An 18,487-nucleotide genomic window follows, 5' to 3' on the forward strand; every position below is an offset into this window, starting at 1 on the left:
TCAACCATTACAAGGAGTCATACATGACCAAGACTGTTATCACCAGCGACAAGGCCCCCGCCGCCATTGGCACTTACTCCCAGGCGATCAAGGCCGGCAACACCGTTTACATGTCGGGTCAAATTCCTCTGGACCCAAAAACCATGGAACTGGTTGAAGGCTTCGAAGCCCAGACCGTCCAGGTGTTCGAAAACCTCAAAGCCGTGGCCGAAGCCGCTGGCGGTTCGTTCAAGGACATCGTCAAACTGAACATCTTCCTCACCGACCTGAGCCACTTCGCCAAGGTCAACGAGATCATGGGCAAGTACTTCGACCAGCCATACCCGGCCCGCGCTGCCATCGGCGTTGCTGCCCTGCCAAAGGGTTCGCAGGTTGAAATGGATGCCATTCTGGTCATCGAGTGATGCGCACGGCGCGGCCTTCAACCGCCGCGCCGACTGCTGCAAGAAAAGGTTTTGAAAGGATTCCACCATGCGCAAAGCGCTAGCTCTCCCGCTGCTCGCCATTTTCCTCGGCGGCTGCGCCAGCAACCCTGCCGACCGTGACATCAGCGGCACCTGGATCAACCAGGTGGCGATCAATGCCGCAGCCAAGGGCGGCCCCCTGCGCGAAGCGCTTCAGGCTTACGGCCCGAACCTTGAGTGGGACGTTAACACCAAGGCCAGTCAGGCCCGCTACACCAACGGTTTTGAGAACGTCGAAGGAAGGCTGCTGGATGAGAAATCCGGTGCCTGGAAAGTCGACTTCTATGGCAGTTCCGCCAGCGAGCTGAAACGTGATGGCGGGCAACTGCAGCAAGCTGCCAGCGACAACGAACCGGAGCAGGTTTTCGACCGTGCACAGATTCCGGTGCCGGAAGGCGCACCGATTGGCGCCAGTTTCGAACGGGCGCTGTATTCGGCCTATCTGGGTGGTGACTGGAAAATCACCAACGGCCAGGGCGAAGGCAGCACCGTGCAATTTCAGGCGGATGGCCAAGTCTCCGGCTTACCGGGTGCCGACCGCTATGCATTGTGCCTCGCTGGCGATTGCGCCTCGATGAGCAACGGCAACGACAGCATGTGGTTGCAGCAGAACGGCCAGGGCAATAACTGGATCTTTGTGCGCAAGGGCAAAGAACTGGAAATCCTGCAGGCGGTGAATGCTGCCATGGCGGATGAACAACCGCAGTTCACCGCGGGTGAGCGCAAGTGGTTGCTGGAGAAACAGTAACCCGGACCTCAACTCGCTGAGATCCCCTGTAGGAGTGAGCCTGCTCGCGATAGCGGTCTAACAGTCAGCATAAGTGTTGAATGTCAGACCGCTATCGCGAGCAGGCTCACTCCTACATTTGTTTTTGGGGTGTCAGGAAGTCAGCATTTACCTTCGAGGATCGCGGCGTAGCCTTCGCGGTAACTTGGGTACGTTGGCGTCCAGCCCAACGCTTTCGCCCGGCCATTGCTGCAGCGCTTGCTGCCGGTGCGCCGCACACTGGCATCTTCAGACCATTCGGTAACGCCCAGATACTCACGCAACCAGCCTACGACTTCCGCTAACGGCGCGGGCGCATCGTCAACGCCGATATAGAAATCCTCCAGCTTCACGCCCTGCCGATCTTTCTCCAACAGGAACGCCAGCAATCCTGCCGCGTCGTCAGCATGAATCCGATTGCCATACAGCGGCGGATCAACCGCCACGCGATAACCGCGACGCACTTGAGTCAGCAGCCATTCGCGGCCCGGCCCGTAGATCCCGGTCAAACGCAGAATGCTCGCAGGAATGCCACTGTTCAGCGCCACTTGCTCCGCTTCGAGCATCAACCGCCCGGAATAACCCGCAGCGACCGTCGCCGATGTCTCATCGACCCACTCACCCTCCTGCTGCCCATACACACTGCTGCTGGAAACGAAGACCAGCCGCTCAGGCACCTGCCCATAGTCGTCCAGCCAACTCAGGACATTCTGCAAACCCTGCACATAAGCCGCGCGATAACCGGCCTCATCGTGATCAGTGGCGGCGGCGCAATACACCAGATAGTCCACGGCACCCACCGGCCAGGTCGCCGGGCAGTCTTCATTGAACAGGTCGCCGGCAACGCCGATCACTCCAGCAGGCAGCTTCGAAACATCCCGGCGCAGGCCGTGAACTTCCCAGCCAGCCGCCAGCAATTGCTTGGCCAGACGACTGCCGACATCACCACAACCGGCAATCAAAACAGAAGGCGCGGACATCAAAAAACTCCTATCGGAAAGGCACAGACTAGCTCTGGCACAGGACGAACGGCTAGCAATGGTAGAAAAAAAGATACTCTATTACTTTTGTTAACAAGAATTACTTGCAATAATGCACGTCACTTTTGTTCTCGGCCTCACGAGGCCTGGAAGAGCATCAACGTTTTTCTATCTCAGGTCCGGCCAGCATGACACGTAATCAAATCCCCGCTTCGCCAACCAAACGACCTCGCGCCTGGAGCGCAGTGGCGGCTCTGCTGCTCAGCCTGATGCTGGCACCGACCGCCGCTTTCGCCGACGCCCAGGCACCTGCAACGCCAGCCGCCACCGAGCAAAGCGCACCAGCCGCTGCTCCGGCTGCCCCGGCCGCTACCGATCCGGTGCAAGCAGTTGACGCTGCCGACGTTCCTGAAGCTCTCGAAGCCGACAACAGCCTGGGCATGGCCCACGACCTGTCGCCTTGGGGCATGTACCAGAACGCCGACATCATCGTGAAAATCGTCATGATCGGTCTGGCCATCGCTTCGATCATCACCTGGACCATCTGGATCGCCAAAGGCTTCGAGCTGATGGGCGCCAAGCGTCGTCTGCGTGGCGAAATCGCTGCACTGAAGAAAGCCACCACCCTTAAAGAAGCCAGCGCCACCGCCGGCAAGGAAGGCACCCTCGCCAACCTGCTGGTGCACGACGCCCTCGAAGAGATGCGCCTGTCGGTCAACAGCCGCGAGAAAGAAGGCATCAAGGAACGCGTGAGCTTCCGTCTCGAGCGCCTGGTCGCGGCCTGCGGTCGGAATATGAGCAGCGGCACCGGCGTCCTCGCCACCATCGGTTCCACCGCGCCGTTTGTCGGCCTGTTCGGTACCGTGTGGGGCATCATGAACTCCTTCATCGGCATCGCCAAAACCCAGACCACCAACCTTGCTGTCGTCGCGCCCGGCATTGCTGAAGCCCTGCTGGCCACTGCATTGGGTCTGGTTGCTGCGATTCCGGCCGTGGTGATCTATAACGTCTTCGCCCGGTCCATCGCCGGTTACAAGGCGCAGGTTTCCGATGCCTCGGCAGAAGTACTGCTGCTGGTCAGCCGCGACCTCGACCACCAGCCTGAGCGCAGCTCCCAGCCGCACATGGTCAAAGTGGGGTAATCGGCCATGGGCCTGCATTTGAAAGAAGGCGCAGACGACGATCTGGCCGAGAACCACGAAATCAACGTCACGCCGTTCATCGACGTGATGCTGGTGCTGTTGATCATCTTCATGGTGGCCGCTCCGTTGGCCACCGTGGACATCAAAGTCGACCTGCCTGCCTCGACCGCCAAACCGGCACCGCGGCCAGAAAAACCGGTGTTCCTCAGCGTCAAGGCTGACCAACGCCTGTACATCGGCGACGATGAAGTGAAAGCCGAAACCCTTGGCGCCGTGCTCGACGCCAAGACTCAGGGCAAGAAAGACACCACCATCTTCTTCCAGGCCGATAAAGGCGTGGATTATGGCGACCTCATGAGCGTGATGGATAAACTGCGCTCCGCCGGTTATCTGAAGGTCGGTCTGGTCGGACTTGAGACGGCAGCCAAGAAATGATCACGACGCGCCATAAGCTGACGCGTTACAGCGGTAGCCTGGCCGTGGTGCTGGGCGTTCACGCGCTGGCCATCGCGCTGGCGCTGAACTGGACCGCCCGCCCGCCCATCGAATTGCCGCCGCAGGCAATGATGGTCGAACTGGCCCCGGTTCCGGCCCCGCCACCGCCTGCTCCGCCGAAAGTCGTCACACCGCCGCAGCCACCGGCTCCGGTTGAAGAGTTGCCGATTCCGAAGCTGGCCGAAGCACCGAAAGCTGAAATCGCGGTGCAGAAACCCAAGCCGAAGCCCAAGCCTAAACCGCCGAAGCCGGTCGAGAAGAAGCTGCCCGATCCACCGAAGGAAAAACCTTCCGAGGAGAAGCCGGCCGACACGCAACCGACCCAGGCCCCTACGGAGAAATCCGCCCAGCCTGCACCGGGTCCTTCTCCGGCTCAGATGGCTGCCAAGGCCAGTTGGCAAGGCACCCTGCTCGCGCATTTGGCCAAGTACAAAAAGTACCCGGCCAGTGCTCAGGCACGGGGCAAGGAAGGCTTGAACCGCCTGCGTTTCGTGGTGGATGCCGAAGGTAATGTGCTGTCGTTCGAACTGGTGGGCCGCTCGGGCAACGCCGATCTGGACCGGGCTACCCTGGAAATGATCCGCCGCGCGCAACCGCTGCCCAAGCCACCGGCCGACATGCTCAACAACGGCTCGATCGAAATTGTTGCGCCGTTTGTTTATTCCCTCGAACGCCGCCGTTAAGTAGCAAGACCAAGAGATCGCAGCCTTCGGCAGCTCCTACATTGGAATGCATTTCCCTGTAGGAGCTGCCGAAGGCTGCGATCTTTTGCTTTATGACGTAGTCGCATTGGGCCCTCAGTCTGATAACGTGCGTCTATCGATTGCAGCCGGTATGCTTGGCCCGCATCTTCATGGACGCTTGCTATGACCCTCACAGAATTACGCTACATCGTTACCCTCGCCCAAGAGCAGCATTTCGGCCACGCCGCCGAACGTTGCCACGTCAGCCAGCCGACCCTCTCGGTGGGCGTGAAAAAGCTTGAAGACGAACTCGGTGTGCTGATTTTCGAGCGCAGTAAAAGTGCCGTGCGCCTGACCCCGGTCGGCGAAGGCATCGTCGCCCAGGCGCAGAAAGTCCTCGAACAAGCGCAAGGCATCCGTGAACTGGCCCAAGCCGGCAAAAACCAGCTGACCGCGCCGCTGAAAGTCGGCGCGATCTACACCGTCGGCCCGTACCTGTTCCCGCACCTGATTCCGCAGCTGCACCGGGTCGCCCCGCAGATGCCGTTGTACATCGAAGAAAACTTCACCCACGTGCTGCGCGACAAACTGCGCAACGGCGAACTCGACGCGATCATCATCGCCCTGCCGTTCAACGAAGCCGACGTGCTGACCCTGCCGCTGTACGACGAGCCGTTCTACGTCTTGATGCCGGCCCAGCACCCGTGGACGCAAAAAGAAACCATCGACGCCGGCCTGCTCAACGACAAGAGCCTGCTGCTGCTTGGCGAAGGCCACTGCTTCCGCGACCAAGTGCTGGAAGCCTGTCCGACCCTGACCAAGGGCAACGACGGCGCCAAGCACACCACGGTCGAATCCAGCTCGCTGGAAACCATCCGCCACATGGTCGCGTCCGGTCTGGGCATCTCGATCCTGCCGCTGTCGGCGGTCGACAGCCATCACTACGCCCCGGGCGTGATCGAAGTGCGCCCACTGTCGCCACCGGTGCCGTTCCGCACCGTCGCCATTGCCTGGCGCGCGAGCTTCCCACGGCCGAAAGCCATCGAGATCCTCGCCGACTCCATTCGCCTGTGTTCGGTGGCCAAGCCAGCGGCACCGGTTACGGCCGGTTAAGCGAGCGTCATGACGGAGCTGTCGCAAGTGTCGGTGACGGCACTCAAGGGTGTCGGCGAAGCCATGGCCGAGAAACTGGCCAAGGTCGGTCTGGAGAATCTGCAGGACGTGCTGTTTCACCTGCCGCTGCGTTATCAGGATCGCACCCGCGTGGTGCCGATCGGTGCGCTGCGACCGGGGCAGGACGCCGTGGTCGAAGGCACCGTCAGCGGCGCCGACGTGGTCATGGGCCGCCGGCGCAGCCTCGTCGTGCGCTTGCAGGATGGTACCGGCGGTCTCAGCCTGCGCTTCTACCATTTCAGCAACGCACAGAAAGAAGGCCTCAAGCGCGGCACGCGGGTGCGCTGCTACGGCGAGGCCCGGCCCGGCGCGTCAGGACTGGAAATCTACCACCCGGAATACCGCGCCATTACCGGTGACGAACCGCCGCCAGTGGATGAAACCCTGACCCCGGTCTACCCGCTCACCGAAGGTCTGACCCAAGCGCGCCTTCGTCAGTTGTGTATGCAGACGCTGACCATGCTCAAGCCAGACACCCTGCCCGACTGGCTGCCGACCGAACTGGCCCGCGACTACCAACTGGCGCCACTGGCCGATGCGATCCGCTACCTGCACAACCCCCCCGCCGATGCCGACGTCGACGAACTCGCCCTCGGCCATCACTGGGCCCAGCATCGCCTCGCCTTTGAAGAGCTGCTGACCCATCAACTGTCGCAACAACGTCTGCGCGAAAGCATGCGTTCGCTGCGCGCGCCAGCGATGCCGAAAGCCAAGAAGCTGCCGCCGAAATACTTGGCCAACCTTGGCTTCAACCCGACCGGCGCGCAACAGCGGGTCGGCAACGAAATCGCCTACGACCTGAGCCAACACGAGCCTATGCTGCGCCTGATTCAGGGCGACGTCGGCGCGGGTAAAACCGTGGTCGCAGCACTCGCGGCATTGCAGGCGTTGGAGGCCGGGTATCAAGTCGCGCTGATGGCGCCGACCGAAATCCTTGCCGAACAGCACTTCATCACCTTCAAGCGTTGGCTCGAACCGCTGGGCATTGAAGTCGCATGGCTGGCCGGAAAGCTCAAGGGCAAGAACCGCGTCGCCGCGCTGGAACAGATCGCCAGCGGTACGCCGATGGTGGTCGGCACCCACGCGCTGTTCCAGGACGAAGTGCAGTTCAAGAACCTCGCGCTGGTGATCATCGACGAGCAGCACCGCTTCGGCGTGCAGCAACGTCTGGCGCTGCGGCAGAAAGGCGTCGGCGGACGCATGTGCCCGCACCAACTGATCATGACCGCCACGCCGATTCCTCGAACACTGGCGATGAGCGCCTACGCCGACCTCGACACCTCGATCCTCGACGAACTCCCGCCCGGACGAACCCCGGTCAACACCGTGCTGGTCACCGACACCCGCCGCGTCGAAGTCATCGAACGCGTGCGCGGTGCCTGCGCCGAAGGGCGTCAGGCCTATTGGGTATGCACGCTGATCGAAGAGTCGGAAGAGCTCACCTGTCAGGCCGCCGAAACCACCTTCGAAGATCTCACCCTCGCCCTCGGCGAACTGAAAGTCGGGTTGATCCACGGGCGCATGAAACCCGTCGAGAAGGCCGCCGTCATGGCCGAATTCAAGGCTGGCAACCTGCAACTGCTGGTCGCCACCACAGTGATCGAAGTCGGCGTCGACGTACCCAACGCCAGCCTGATGATCATCGAAAACCCCGAACGCCTCGGCCTTGCGCAACTGCACCAATTGCGTGGTCGCGTCGGTCGGGGCAGCGCCGCCAGCCACTGCGTGCTGCTCTACCATCCGCCGCTGTCGCAGATCGGTCGCCAGCGACTGGGCATCATGCGCGAGACCAACGACGGTTTCGTCATCGCCGAAAAAGACCTCGAATTGCGCGGCCCCGGGGAAATGCTCGGCACCCGCCAGACCGGTCTGCTGCAATTCAAAGTCGCCGACCTGATGCGCGACGCCGACCTGCTGCCCGCCGTCCGCGACGCCGCGCAAGCCTTGCTGGAACGCTGGCCAACCCACGTCAGCCCATTACTCGATCGCTGGTTGCGCCACGGGCAGCAATACGGCCAAGTGTGAGCACCGTCGCAGTTTCTGACAGATCGTTCTGACCAAGCTGGTTATACTCCTGCCATTGTTTCAAAAACGGATACAGATCATGACCGAAGCCGCTCTCGCCCCCGAATCCCCGCACGCGCCGTCTGTCATTCGGCTGCTGCTAGGCAAGCTGGGCATCGCCTACGAAGAAGTGCTCGACCACTACGGCCTCAATGCCTCGCGCAAGGTACAAGCCGTGTTGCTGGACGACTCCGTCGGCGCGCTGATGGTGCTGTTTCCGCAGAGCCAACTGCTCGACCTCAATCGCCTCGCCGAACTCACCGGCCGGCGTCTGACTGCCGTCTCGACCGAGCGTCTGGAAAAGATGCTCGGCAAACACAGCCTGAGCCTGCTGCCAGGCCTGCCGGCGCTGACCAGTTCGCCGTGCCTCTACGAAGAAAGCCTGCTGCGTGAGCCGAAGTTGCTGATCAACTCCGGTGAGCCGGGCCTGCTGCTGGAAATCGCCAGCGAAGACTTCAAGACCATGCTGACCAAGGCCAGCGCCGCCAATTTCGGCGAAGCGCTGAGCAGTATCCGCCCGAACCTCGATCGCCCGGACGATGACCGCGAGGAAATCACCCAGGCCGTACAGGCGTTCACAGCGCGGCGCATTCAGCAACGGCTGGAAGCGACCATCGAGATTCCGCCGCTGGCCGAGACTGCGCAAAAAATCATCAAACTGCGCGTCGACCCCAACGCCACCATCGACGACATCACCGGCGTGGTCGAAACCGACCCGGCGCTGGCCGCACAAGTGGTGAGCTGGGCGGCGTCGCCGTACTACGCGTCGCCGGGCAAGATCCGTTCGGTGGAAGACGCGATCGTTCGCGTGCTCGGTTTTGATCTGGTGATCAACCTCGCGCTGGGCCTGGCCCTCGGCAAGACCCTGAGCCTGCCCAAAGACCACCCGCAACACACCACGCCGTACTGGCAGCAGTCGATCTACACCGCCGCCGTCATCGAAGGCCTGACCCGCGCCATGCCGCGCGCCCAGCGCCCGGAAGCCGGCCTGACGTATCTGGCCGGTCTGCTGCACAACTTCGGTTACCTGCTGCTGGCCCACGTGTTTCCGCCGCACTTCTCGCTGATCTGCCGCCACTTGGAGGTCAACCCGCACCTGTGCCACAGCTACATCGAGCAACACCTGCTCGGTATCAGCCGCGAACAGATCGGCTCGTGGCTGATGCGCTACTGGGACATGCCCGACGAACTGGCCACCGCCCTGCGCTTCCAGCACGACCCAAGCTACGATGGCGCCTACGCCGAATACCCGAACCTCGTCTGCCTGGCCGTGCGCCTGCTGCGTGGACGCGGGATTGGCTCTGGACCGGATGAAGATATTCCGGATGCGCTGCTCGAACGCGTCGGCCTGACTCGCGACAAAGCCAATGACGTCGTCAGCAAAGTGCTTGAGGCCGAGGTGTTATTGCGCGAACTGGCTTCGCAGTTCAGCCAGGCCTGAATGCAAAGCGGGCAAGCGACCTCCCGTTGGAGCGACGCTTGCCCGCGATGGGCCAACCTGCGGCTTAAGCCGACTTATCCAGGTAACGGATCACCCAGCCTTTATCGTACCCAGAGTCGGTGAAATACACTCCGCCCACCACGATACGCCCATCGACCATTACCGCCATGCCGTGGGGGTATTCGAAACCCTCGCTTTCATTGAAAACGGTAAATCCCGAACCAAAGAAAGAGGCGTCTGGAGAACCATCCGCCAGAAAGCGTGCGGTGACCGCGCTGAGATTCTCATCAAGCGCCCCAGTGCCACTGCTACCGCAAACGATGACTGAACCGTCCGTACGCGGCACGCAATGCAACCATCTGACGCCTTGGGGGACAGGTGAAGAAATCAGTGGTTGACCACCATTGAACACCTGATTGTAGGAGCCGCTGAAATTGAGCACCGCAATCAAGCCATGAGAAACGTTCTTCACCGCCGCACCACCGGCCACAACGATTTTGTCGTCGACTATTGCCGCAACGTCCAGGCTGATCCATTGATCGTGGGGCACGTCCACAACTCCGTTGATGCCAAAGCCTGTGTCAATCTTGCCCGTAGCGTCGAAACGAGTAACGAAGGCGCCATGCGCACTCACCGCAAAGTAATTGCCGCAGATCACCACGGCGCCGTCAGCCTGGGTCGCGGCCGCTTGCGCAACGATGTCCGAAGGCGAAATCTCTGCAAGCTCTACGAACGCAAAGCCCGTGCCGTTGAAGGTCGTATCGGGTGAGCCATTCGGCTCGAACCTCAGAACGATACCTTTTGTCCGGCCGGAAGCATCCTCAACGGTACTGACCACGACGATTTTTTCGTCCAGTTGTTGCGCGACCAGCCCTGCTGCGCCAGCCCCTGCGGCACCGCTGGAAGACTTTTGCGCCAACGCGGTATATGCGTCTCCTCCCATCTTCTCGAAGGGAATGTAAAGCACACCTTGTTCCCCGAAAGACGTTTGCGGTTGTCCGTCCTCGCGCTGTCTGACCAGCACCAGGCCCGTCGAGTAATTCGAGCCTTCTGCCGTGTACTGAGCACGAACCAGCCAACCGCCATCGCTCAGCGGTGTAAACCCGAGGATCCGGCTCATGTAAAAACTTTCTTTCAGCCTGATCTCGACGTAGCCAGAGTCTTCCCCACCGAAAGCTGTGTCGAGAGCGCCGTTTTCGAGCAGACGAACGATCCGCGTGGGCGCACCCTCCGTCGAGAGGCGGACGGCAACCAACAGTTTATTTTGCGGTAGCGCCAGCAACGCCCTCACGTCATATCCCGAGAACCCGAGGAAGGGAAATCTGAGGATGCCATCTTCGCCAAAGGTCGGATCGTTATTTAAAGACGGTGTGCCCGCCAGATAGCGCACGAAATGCCCAGGGATTCTGGAAGGATCGGCATAGACGGAGAGCTCGATGCACACCACGATCCGACTGTCCTCCATGACGGCCACACCTCGCGCAAAGGCTGCCCCTGCGCTGTCTTCAAACAGCGCATGCCCCGTACCGTTGAAAGCCGTATCCGGTTTTCCATTAGCAAGAAAACGCGCCGTCACCATGGCTGATTCACCGTGACCGACAACAACGATCGAACCACCCACCTGCGAGGCATGCGTCCACGCCAACCCTTTCAGTAACGGCGAAAACAGCGGCTTGCCGCCATTGAACACAAGGTTTGCCGCGCCGCTGGTCGTGAACGCAGCGATCAACCCACCTTCAAGGCCACTACGCAAGGCTCGGCCCGCGACGATAATCCTGCCATCGCCTTCACGTACCGAAATCGATTGCAGAAAACTCTCGCCTTCGTCGTCGGGAATCAACACGGCCAGGCCGTTGTTGAATTGACTGTCCAGCGCGCCGCTTGCGTCCAGACGCGCCAGAAAAACCCCGCGGACTCCCGATCCGTCCCGGTATGAGCCGCAGACCAGCACCTTGCCATCGGCTTGAACGGCGATGCCGTGGGCGGTACTCGATGTAGCGATCTCCGGAATCACATAGCCCGAACCGTTGAATGATTGATCGAGTGACCCATCCGCTTGCAGACGTATCACAACATTTACTGGCAGTGGCGCCTCATCAAAAAATACGGAATGGAGCAGGACGATTTTGTCGCCCACTAGCAGGGCCACTGACCGCGATCGAGGGTGCGAAGTCTCAGAGGAGCGGGTGTTCGGGGGACTTGCCTTGCGCGGCGCGTTAGCGGGTTCGGGATTGCCGTAGTAGGAGATATACCGCATCCCGTTGGTGCCGAACGCTTCGTTCAGTTCACCGGTATTTTTCAGGCGGACCAATGCCAGGCCAACGTCATTGGAGGTAGTCGAGTAATACTGAAGGTGTATCAGCCAACCATCATCCTCAAGCGCATCGAGACCGGATACATAGCTGATCCGAGCACCTTGCAACGCTATTTCAACGAAACCTCTGCGCGCTGCACCGAAGGTCTCGTCCAGCGAACCGTCTTCATTCAGCATCGCAATGGCAACCGGAGCATTCGCGCCCGTTAAAGGTATCGCAACGAGTAATTTTGCATCGGGGAGCGCCAAGACTGCCGCCGCTTCGTCGCCCGCGATACCGGATATCGGTAAGGTCAACACGCCATCCTGATCAAATGTCGGATCGAGAGACCTAGGGATCGAAATACTCTGTGTCTGCGTCATGAGCTTGTTCCATCAAGTCGGTGAAGTCCCTTAACGCCGGAACTGGAACTTGAGTAGAGCATCGCGACGGTACACAAAACACCTGATAGAAATGACAGTCCGACCGTCTTTGCGAGCCGAAATAATGGCCTTACAAGACAAGCGCACCGTTATTCAGTGCGCGTGCATGGGTTTGTTCAAGCCAGCGACTTCTTAAGCTTTAGCCTTCGCCTTTCTTGGTTTCAAATACTTCATCAACCCTTGAAACCACATCACCAGCGCCGGATTACCCTTGAGCTGGATCGACTTGTCCTGAATCCCCTGCATAAACGCCAACTGCTTGTTCTTCGCTTGCATCGTGGCAAAGCCATAACCGGCATCTTTAAACGCAATCGCAAACGCCGGCTCCGCCACCACGCCAGACTTGCTGGTGATGCGCTGATCCTTGACCACGAAATGCCGCGCCACTTTCCCGTCCAGCGTCTGCAGCTGAAACACCAGATCCTTGTCACCCAACTGCTGCTGGAACGCAGGATTTGTCCGGCTGGCCTTACCCATCAACAAACCCATCATCCACAGAAGAAAACGAAATTTCATGCGCACAGCCTCAAAAGGGAAAATGAACGGCCGGGGCAGTGTAAGGGATTCGGACGATAACGCCAGTATCTGACGCTGTTGGAAGAGGATGCAGACCATTTCCCGCACGATGACTACCAAGTCACGATTCCGCAGGCAACGTCCTACACCTGTTGAAACACATCCCTGTAGGAGCTGGCGAAGCCTGCGATCTTTTGATCTTCCGCCCCGCGAATCGATGGGAAATTTCCTGCAAAGTGCGGGGCTGTCCATGAACTAGGCGAGTTGGCTGGCTATCGATAGGCTCTGTGTGTCGCCGCAGATTGGCGATACGGACGTGCAAGTCCGGTGGGAGTACACATTGGTTATGGCAATTCGCCGAGCGTTTTCCTATGCTCGCGGATCGTTATGGCAGCTGTGTATGGGAGACCTTCGGGTCTGCCGGGTTACTCCACCGGTCTTGCACACCTATGCACAGCTGCCACCACTTTCGAAGTGCGAGCGAAACGGTGTCGGCTCCTTAAACTGGAGTAAGACCGAATGATCAAACCAACACCCAATCCCCCAGAATCCCCAGACGTTTCGCCCTACGAAACCCTGGAATCAAAGAAATTCCACGAAGCCGCCGAGCGCGCCCTCGACCACCATTTCAAACCAGCCGTCGAACCACATCCCAAACGCGAGAACGGCCTCTTCAAACTCTCCCCCGGCACCGACGCCGAAGCCCTCATGGCCAACGCCTCCGAAGACCTCCTGTCCATCAGCGTCATCGCCTGCGACCTCGCCGACGACCTCCACGGCTCCCGCCGCTCGGTGGCACTGGCCCTGAGCAGAATGGCGGACGGGGTGAGATTGATGGTGGAAGGGACACTCGACCAGATTGAAGTGCGAAGCGTGGCGGCCAAGCCGTAGCGAGATTTGCGGATGAAAAAAGGGGACGTTAAGTCCCCTTTCTGCAACTACCTGTAAAAACCCAGACACAAAAAAACTGCCAATCACGGCAGCTTTTTTGAGAATCCGAAAACCTTCAGCCGGCCAGTCGACCGACAGGCTCGAAGTCACTGCCATTGGACAGAGCAACATCCAGAAAGCGGCTGCGCTTACCAGAGCGATTGGCCAAAACTTCGCGAGCTTCAGCCTGGAACCGAGCAGCCATCATAGGCTTGGGTTCATGTTTGGACTTTTTCATGGAAACCTCTCGGGTCTCGAAATTTGACTGGATAGTATTACCGCTCAACCCCAATAACAAGCCGGCCCGTCGGATCAAAGCCAAACCCTAAACTCTCATACAACGGTATAGCAGCGGCGGCTGGTTCTTGAACTTCAATTTCCGTACAGCCTATCAAGATCGCGTAGTTTTCAATCGCGGTTAATGCCAAAGCGGCCACGGTGCCTCGCAACGGATGAGATCTGTCCGGCTTGCCCTCCAGAATCACAATCTTGATGCACAGCTTGCTCTTGCGAGGCGACGCATAACATAACCCACATAATTCTTTGTCGAACCAAAGCGAGACGTCAAAACCACGGGTGTCTGCTTGCTTCCATTGATGCACATCGTGCCACGGGTACAAGGTAGCCTCATCTCCCCAAAGATCGGCGGCTTCGATGGCAACGGGAGTAATGGGCTCGTATTGAATTCGAGTTGTATCAATACCTCTGGTTATGAGGCTCTGGTTCCCGCGCGCCAAATCTTCCGCTGCCTTGCGCGCTTCAGATCGCCAGATCTGGTAGCGATACCCGTTCCCTCGACTCTTGGACATGGACAACCACTGGCAATTTTCAAGGTCGAGAGCGTAGCGGCGTTTGAAAGCTTTTGAACATCAACAGAAATACCCAGACATTGATTATCTGGTCCGAGCAATCCGCGGTCCTCTAGCCTCAGCCACTTACGCCATCGCTCAACGGCAGGACGGGGTGAGATTGAGTCACGCCGTAGCGAGATTTGCGGATAAAAAAAGGGGACGTTAAGTCCCCTTTCTTGAAGATTTTATCCCCACTGACAACCCGTCTCCGGAGAGGCCTCGATGCTGAAGTCTTCATCGAACGAATACTGTTTGCCGGATTTGTAATTCGTGTAGCGCATCGAGTTCACCCGAGCGCCTTGCGTTGCAATGACATACTGTCCCGTCACCGCACCGTCTGAAACTTCCACCCAAGTCGTCGTGAATTCGTAGGGCCCGCCCTCCGTCATGACGTACTCTTCGGTTCGGTGATGAACCAAAGTAATGGCTTTCTTCGACTTGCTGTACCTGACACTTGCACCACTCCATTTGGCGGCCACGTCGTAATAGGTTCTGAACTCAAAATTGATGTTTTTGCCTTCCAACGAATGGAAGCACCTTACCTGTGTAGAAACTTCGCTGTGGGCCGCCAACGGCAACACCAACAACAGCACTAAAAATAACTTCTTCACAAATCCCTCTGAACCCGTTCTGTGGAATGCGCTTATGCCGATGAACGCCGGCGTTTCTAAAGCGAATAATCCGCCACTTCTTCCAGCCGCCAACATTGCCCACGAACGAACCGATATTCGAAGACATAGTCGGTATCCGGTTTCTGCAGGATTGCGATCGCCTTTTTGTCCAGCGCTTCCTTGACGGTCAACGTCAGGCCCTGAGTGTCTCGCGTCGCTTGATCCGGGATGATTGGAAACTTGAGCTGATCGCCGCTGAGGCTGCGCTTTTCCATCTCGGGTTCGGGATCGCCGGGCACGGTCGTGGCCATATTCAGCGGTTGTTGGACAAAGGCTTTTTGCACGTCTACGCGTTCGGAGAAGGCTGAGAGGAACGCTGAAAATTCGGTCGAAGGGCAAGCAACATTGGACGTATCAAGCTCGGCTTTGAGTGGATTCTGGCCGTTGTCCTGATGCAGTTTTGAATCCGCAGTTATCTTTGCATCCAAGTCTGCCAAGCGCTTTTTAATGCTGGCCGCATCCTTGTAAGCACATTCTACCTTTACATCATCCGCCAGATTTAGACCGTCGAGGCAGTTCTGAAGCTCGGGATCTGCCGGGTCGCCGCTAAAAAACCGCAAGGCCAACTGATCGCCGTCCTTCACCAGAGGCAATTCCAGCACCGAATAGGAATCACCTTCGAATTGACTGTGCGAGACTTTTTGTTTTGTCAGAACAAACATGGACTTCCCCGCTTGCTCCGGGAATTTGCGTTCAAAGAAGAACACCGAGGCGATCTGCTCGCCTTCGACCTTCCACACATAATTCAGCGAAGGCTTCACCGCATTCGTGGTGGTGTAGAAGATCTCGGCGTAAGGAACATGCCCTTCCCTCACCTGACCTTTGAGGTTGTTCTTCAAAAAGAACACGGTGATTTTTTGATCACCGAGCGAGGCAACTACAGGCGGATGCAGCTCACCGATGGTTTGTGGGTCACTCGCTATTGCCTGCTGAGCCAACAAGGCAACCACGAATCCGAGCGCACTCATACAACTTAAGAGCCTGGCCAATTCCACTCACTTCCCTGTTGATCAATCTTCGAATGTTAATGCTGATGGTTTCACGATGATTCAGGTGCGCCGCACTTCAGCTCTTTGATTTGCTCGCTCTGAATCGGAATCACACAGGCAAGGCGCTTCTCTCCGAGCCCACGAAGCTCCGTCAAACTGAGCGTCACGTGCAACCCATCCTCGGCAAACGCATGATCCTCAAACCCGGCATCGGCATAGTCCGTCCAAAATGCCTTGCCCTCGAAACTGCAAAACCGCTTGGAGGACAGCACTCTCCAACCGCCGTTGGGCGCCAGTATCTGGACCGTCAGGCATGGGCTGCCAAAGGTGCTGACATAACGTGCCACGACATCGCCGAAGCGCTGGGAGCCGGACAGGTACACCTTGTTGAGATCGACCACATTACCCGGCTCATCAGCGACGATCGCGTCCAGATAAGCCGCGCGCTCCAGACTCATTCTGGCCACGCAGTTGTTGATCGTCGTGACATGCGCTGCCACCCCAGGCTCGATTTCCGTGGCTTCAAGTGGGCATGTGGTGTCGCGCAGCTTGATCCAGGCGCGCTGGGATTCTCTGGCCAGGGCGACCAGCACCTTACCCTGCTCAGGGTCGCGCCGTTGTTGAGCCTCAAACCGTCCCAGCAGTTTCTTGTAGCTGGCATTGAGTTGCGTGTCGGCTTCTTTGCGAGCTGCCTCCACACACCGATCGACCTGGGCGCTCACGGTGATTTCTTTGCAGTCGTCTTCGGCCATCGCAAAAGAGGCAAACAGGCATCCAAAGGACAACGCGATAAAACGCACAAACCTGTTCAATTTTTCATTCCCTGAATGGCAGATCGCTCAACGACACGTTGAGGTATTTTCTGCGCCTTGCCGTCGGCGCTCATCGCGTCGCGGTATTGGCTGTAATAGCGCTGCGCTTCGCCTTTCCGATCAAGGCGCCAGAGCGAGTCGGCTATGTTCAACATCAGTACCGTGCGCTTACCAACGGCCTCAACGCCGCGATAAAACCTCAGCGCCAGCTCATCTCTACCGCCCTCGGCCAGATAAAAACCGAGGTCGTTGTACGCCTGAACATTTTGCGCCGGGGGATGGCACGCCATGTAGGATTCGGGACTCAAAAAAGTCAGGCCCGATTCGATGGACTCTGCGCGGGACTGCGCAGCTTTGATGGTCGAGATATATTTCAACCACTCCTTCGGGGACTCCGTTTCCAGGCTAGGTGTGAGGACTTCGCCATCTTCCGAAAACCACTGATTGCCCACCCATTTGCCGAGACAAAAACGAGGGGAACGCTCGGCCAGCACGCAACCGGTTTCCATGGAGATCACATCGCAATGCTGTTGCGACACGATTTTTTCTTCTTGATTCTCGTCCGACAACATGCCGAAGACCACCGGGTCGAGCAATAAGGTTTTCTTGTCAGGACTGAGCCAATCCGAGTGCCCATCAGCGCCAACATCGGCACTGAAGAGCGGGAAGGTTTTGCCGTTGGCGGTGAACCATGCGGTCGCCGAATCCACACCGGGCATCGTCCATTCTGTCGCCCTAAACGTCACGGTGTGCCCATCGATACCGACTATTGGCGGGTCCTCGGCAAGGGCACTTGTGACGGTAAGAAGGCAGCTGATCATCAACACCCACTTAAGGCTGGCCATAGACGATCCTCTTCACCGCCGGGCTTTCTGACATTAACTGTCTCTTCGTAACGCCATAGGCCTTGATCAGCTCTCCCCGAGATCCCTTCGAGCCGAAAGAGCGTTGATTATTATCGAAGCTGTATTGCTCCAATCGCCCTGCTGTCGAGTAATACCCGTGCCACTCCGCGCAGGCACCACAACCGCCATATCCGCCTATCGAAACAAGGCTGCCCTTGGCGCCATCCACGCAATCCATCGCCACAACAACATTGCTCAACATTTTCGTCTTCGCACCGTCGGAAGTGAGTTGTAAAACTTTGCTGATATCACGCCGAAGCACTTTGCCGCCGATGTTGATGGTCTGGTCGGAGCAGACCGGAATGACGTGGGTTTCCGTGTCCTGCACTGTCACGGATCGGCAGGACGAAACCAACACCACTTCAACACCGCCACACTGCATGACATCGCGTTGGGTGTAAGCATCCGTCGGCGCGGCGAAGGCTGGGGAAGAGAACAACCATGCCAGGCTCCCGGCGAACAAAAGCTGATTCATTGAGAAATCCTTTTCGCCGTTAGCCGGCCTTTTGTTTTGTCAGGCACTTTGCATAGCCGTCCGCAAACTTGGCGTCGAATGACAACGCCACCGGTTCATCCAACTCGGCCGAGGTGTTGAGCAATTCGTGGGTAGCCGGGGTGTATTTGATCCAGCCAATCGTGCCGCTGCCGTCGGTGTCGAAAAACAGCTGAGCGCGCACTACTTCACCGTCGTCCTCGTCGATCAGCAAATTGACCTTGTGCTTGCCGACATAACGAAACGGAAAATCGCTGCTCCTGACAAGCTCAGTAAGGTAGCCGTAGCAACTCCCTTCACTGGCAGTCGCGGGCAGTGAATGAGATAAAAACAAAAGCGCAATCAGCACAGGCCGAATGAAAAACCAGTTCATCC

Annotated in this window: 20 protein-coding genes; 9 read left to right on the forward strand and 11 right to left on the reverse strand. The window is 58.4% G+C overall.

The genetic code is table 11. From position 1 onward, the window contains the following. Positions 1–23: 23 nt before the first annotated feature. Both PspR84_RS28560 and PspR84_RS28565 read left to right on the forward strand, forming a co-directional pair. Positions 24–404 (forward strand): RidA family protein, encoded by a 381-nt coding sequence (locus tag PspR84_RS28560; RefSeq protein WP_003229509.1) that lies wholly within the window; start codon positions 24–26, stop codon positions 402–404. A gap of 67 nt (positions 405–471) precedes the next feature. Then, positions 472–1,212, forward strand: a complete 741-nt coding sequence (locus PspR84_RS28565; RefSeq protein ID WP_160059925.1) for a hypothetical protein — start codon at positions 472–474, stop codon at positions 1,210–1,212. 140 nt (positions 1,213–1,352) lie between these two features. Here PspR84_RS28565 and PspR84_RS28570 read toward each other — a convergent pair whose 3' ends face one another. Beyond that, positions 1,353–2,210 carry an SDR family oxidoreductase gene (locus PspR84_RS28570; protein WP_160059926.1) on the reverse strand — a complete coding sequence of 286 codons (858 nt, stop codon included), beginning with the start codon at positions 2,208–2,210 and terminating at the stop codon, positions 1,353–1,355. Between the two features lie 188 nt (positions 2,211–2,398). On the opposite strand from PspR84_RS28570, the gene exbB reads away from it, so the two are divergent. The 6 genes from exbB to PspR84_RS28600 all read left to right on the forward strand — a co-directional run bounded on the left by exbB (position 2,399) and on the right by PspR84_RS28600 (position 9,208). Then, positions 2,399–3,352 (forward strand): tonB-system energizer ExbB, encoded by a 954-nt coding sequence (exbB, locus tag PspR84_RS28575; RefSeq protein ID WP_160059927.1) that lies wholly within the window; start codon positions 2,399–2,401, stop codon positions 3,350–3,352. Between the two features lie 6 nt (positions 3,353–3,358). Then, positions 3,359–3,787 (forward strand): TonB system transport protein ExbD, encoded by a 429-nt coding sequence (gene exbD, locus PspR84_RS28580; RefSeq protein WP_007920333.1) that lies wholly within the window; start codon positions 3,359–3,361, stop codon positions 3,785–3,787. Beyond that, complete coding sequence (locus PspR84_RS28585) at positions 3,784–4,530, forward strand: energy transducer TonB (RefSeq protein ID WP_038359287.1); 747 nt, start codon at positions 3,784–3,786, stop codon at positions 4,528–4,530. The genes exbD and PspR84_RS28585 overlap by 4 nt, the downstream gene beginning before the upstream one ends. A gap of 183 nt (positions 4,531–4,713) precedes the next feature. Then, on the forward strand, positions 4,714–5,643 hold the full coding sequence (locus PspR84_RS28590; protein ID WP_007920331.1) for a hydrogen peroxide-inducible genes activator: 930 nt from the start codon (positions 4,714–4,716) through the stop codon (positions 5,641–5,643). 9 nt (positions 5,644–5,652) lie between these two features. After that, complete coding sequence (gene recG / locus PspR84_RS28595; RefSeq protein ID WP_077575051.1) at positions 5,653–7,728, forward strand: ATP-dependent DNA helicase RecG; 2,076 nt, start codon at positions 5,653–5,655, stop codon at positions 7,726–7,728. A 79-nt stretch (positions 7,729–7,807) separates the two neighbouring features. Further along, entirely contained in the window at positions 7,808–9,208 is a 1,401-nt protein-coding gene (locus PspR84_RS28600) for an aminoacyl-tRNA deacylase and HDOD domain-containing protein (RefSeq protein ID WP_160059928.1), read from the forward strand. Positions 9,209–9,272: 64 nt separating this feature from the next. Here the strand turns inward: PspR84_RS28600 and PspR84_RS28605 are convergent, their stop codons facing one another. Together PspR84_RS28605 and PspR84_RS28610 are read right to left on the reverse strand one after the other, a co-directional pair. Further along, complete coding sequence (locus PspR84_RS28605; protein WP_160059929.1) at positions 9,273–11,885, reverse strand: hypothetical protein; 2,613 nt, start codon at positions 11,883–11,885, stop codon at positions 9,273–9,275. A 192-nt stretch (positions 11,886–12,077) separates the two neighbouring features. Further along, positions 12,078–12,461, reverse strand: coding sequence for a hypothetical protein (locus PspR84_RS28610; RefSeq protein WP_007920327.1), 384 nt, complete (start codon positions 12,459–12,461; stop codon positions 12,078–12,080). 519 nt (positions 12,462–12,980) lie between these two features. Between PspR84_RS28610 and PspR84_RS28615 the strand changes: the two genes are divergently transcribed. After that, positions 12,981–13,352, forward strand: a complete 372-nt coding sequence (locus PspR84_RS28615; protein WP_160059930.1) for a DUF6124 family protein — start codon at positions 12,981–12,983, stop codon at positions 13,350–13,352. 115 nt (positions 13,353–13,467) lie between these two features. On the opposite strand, the gene PspR84_RS29535 is transcribed toward PspR84_RS28615, so the two are convergent. From PspR84_RS29535 to PspR84_RS28650, 8 genes are all read right to left on the reverse strand, one after another. Beyond that, the gene (locus tag PspR84_RS29535) at positions 13,468–13,629 is read right to left on the reverse strand and encodes a hypothetical protein (protein WP_174244486.1); all 162 of its coding nucleotides are present in this window, start codon (positions 13,627–13,629) and stop codon (positions 13,468–13,470) included. A 37-nt stretch (positions 13,630–13,666) separates the two neighbouring features. After that, complete coding sequence (locus PspR84_RS28620) at positions 13,667–14,200, reverse strand: N-acetyltransferase (protein WP_160059931.1); 534 nt, start codon at positions 14,198–14,200, stop codon at positions 13,667–13,669. A gap of 227 nt (positions 14,201–14,427) precedes the next feature. Next, a complete protein-coding gene (locus PspR84_RS28625) occupies positions 14,428–14,853 on the reverse strand; it encodes a hypothetical protein (protein WP_160059932.1) in 426 nt (141 codons plus the stop codon). Between the two features lie 56 nt (positions 14,854–14,909). Next, entirely contained in the window at positions 14,910–15,881 is a 972-nt protein-coding gene (locus PspR84_RS28630; protein ID WP_160059933.1) for a hypothetical protein, read from the reverse strand. Positions 15,882–15,952: 71 nt separating this feature from the next. Further along, complete coding sequence (locus tag PspR84_RS28635) at positions 15,953–16,654, reverse strand: lysozyme inhibitor LprI family protein (RefSeq protein ID WP_160060149.1); 702 nt, start codon at positions 16,652–16,654, stop codon at positions 15,953–15,955. 56 nt (positions 16,655–16,710) lie between these two features. Beyond that, the gene (locus PspR84_RS28640; protein WP_160059934.1) at positions 16,711–17,559 is read right to left on the reverse strand and encodes a tetratricopeptide repeat protein; all 849 of its coding nucleotides are present in this window, start codon (positions 17,557–17,559) and stop codon (positions 16,711–16,713) included. Continuing rightward, entirely contained in the window at positions 17,546–18,094 is a 549-nt protein-coding gene (locus PspR84_RS28645) for a hypothetical protein (RefSeq protein ID WP_160059935.1), read from the reverse strand. The genes PspR84_RS28640 and PspR84_RS28645 overlap by 14 nt, the downstream gene beginning before the upstream one ends. A 19-nt stretch (positions 18,095–18,113) precedes the next feature. Then, a complete protein-coding gene (locus PspR84_RS28650) occupies positions 18,114–18,485 on the reverse strand; it encodes a hypothetical protein (protein WP_095119796.1) in 372 nt (123 codons plus the stop codon). Positions 18,486–18,487 lie beyond the last annotated feature (2 nt).

The sequence above is a fragment of the Pseudomonas sp. R84 genome, assembly GCF_009834515.1.
Classification (GTDB): domain Bacteria; phylum Pseudomonadota; class Gammaproteobacteria; order Pseudomonadales; family Pseudomonadaceae; genus Aquipseudomonas.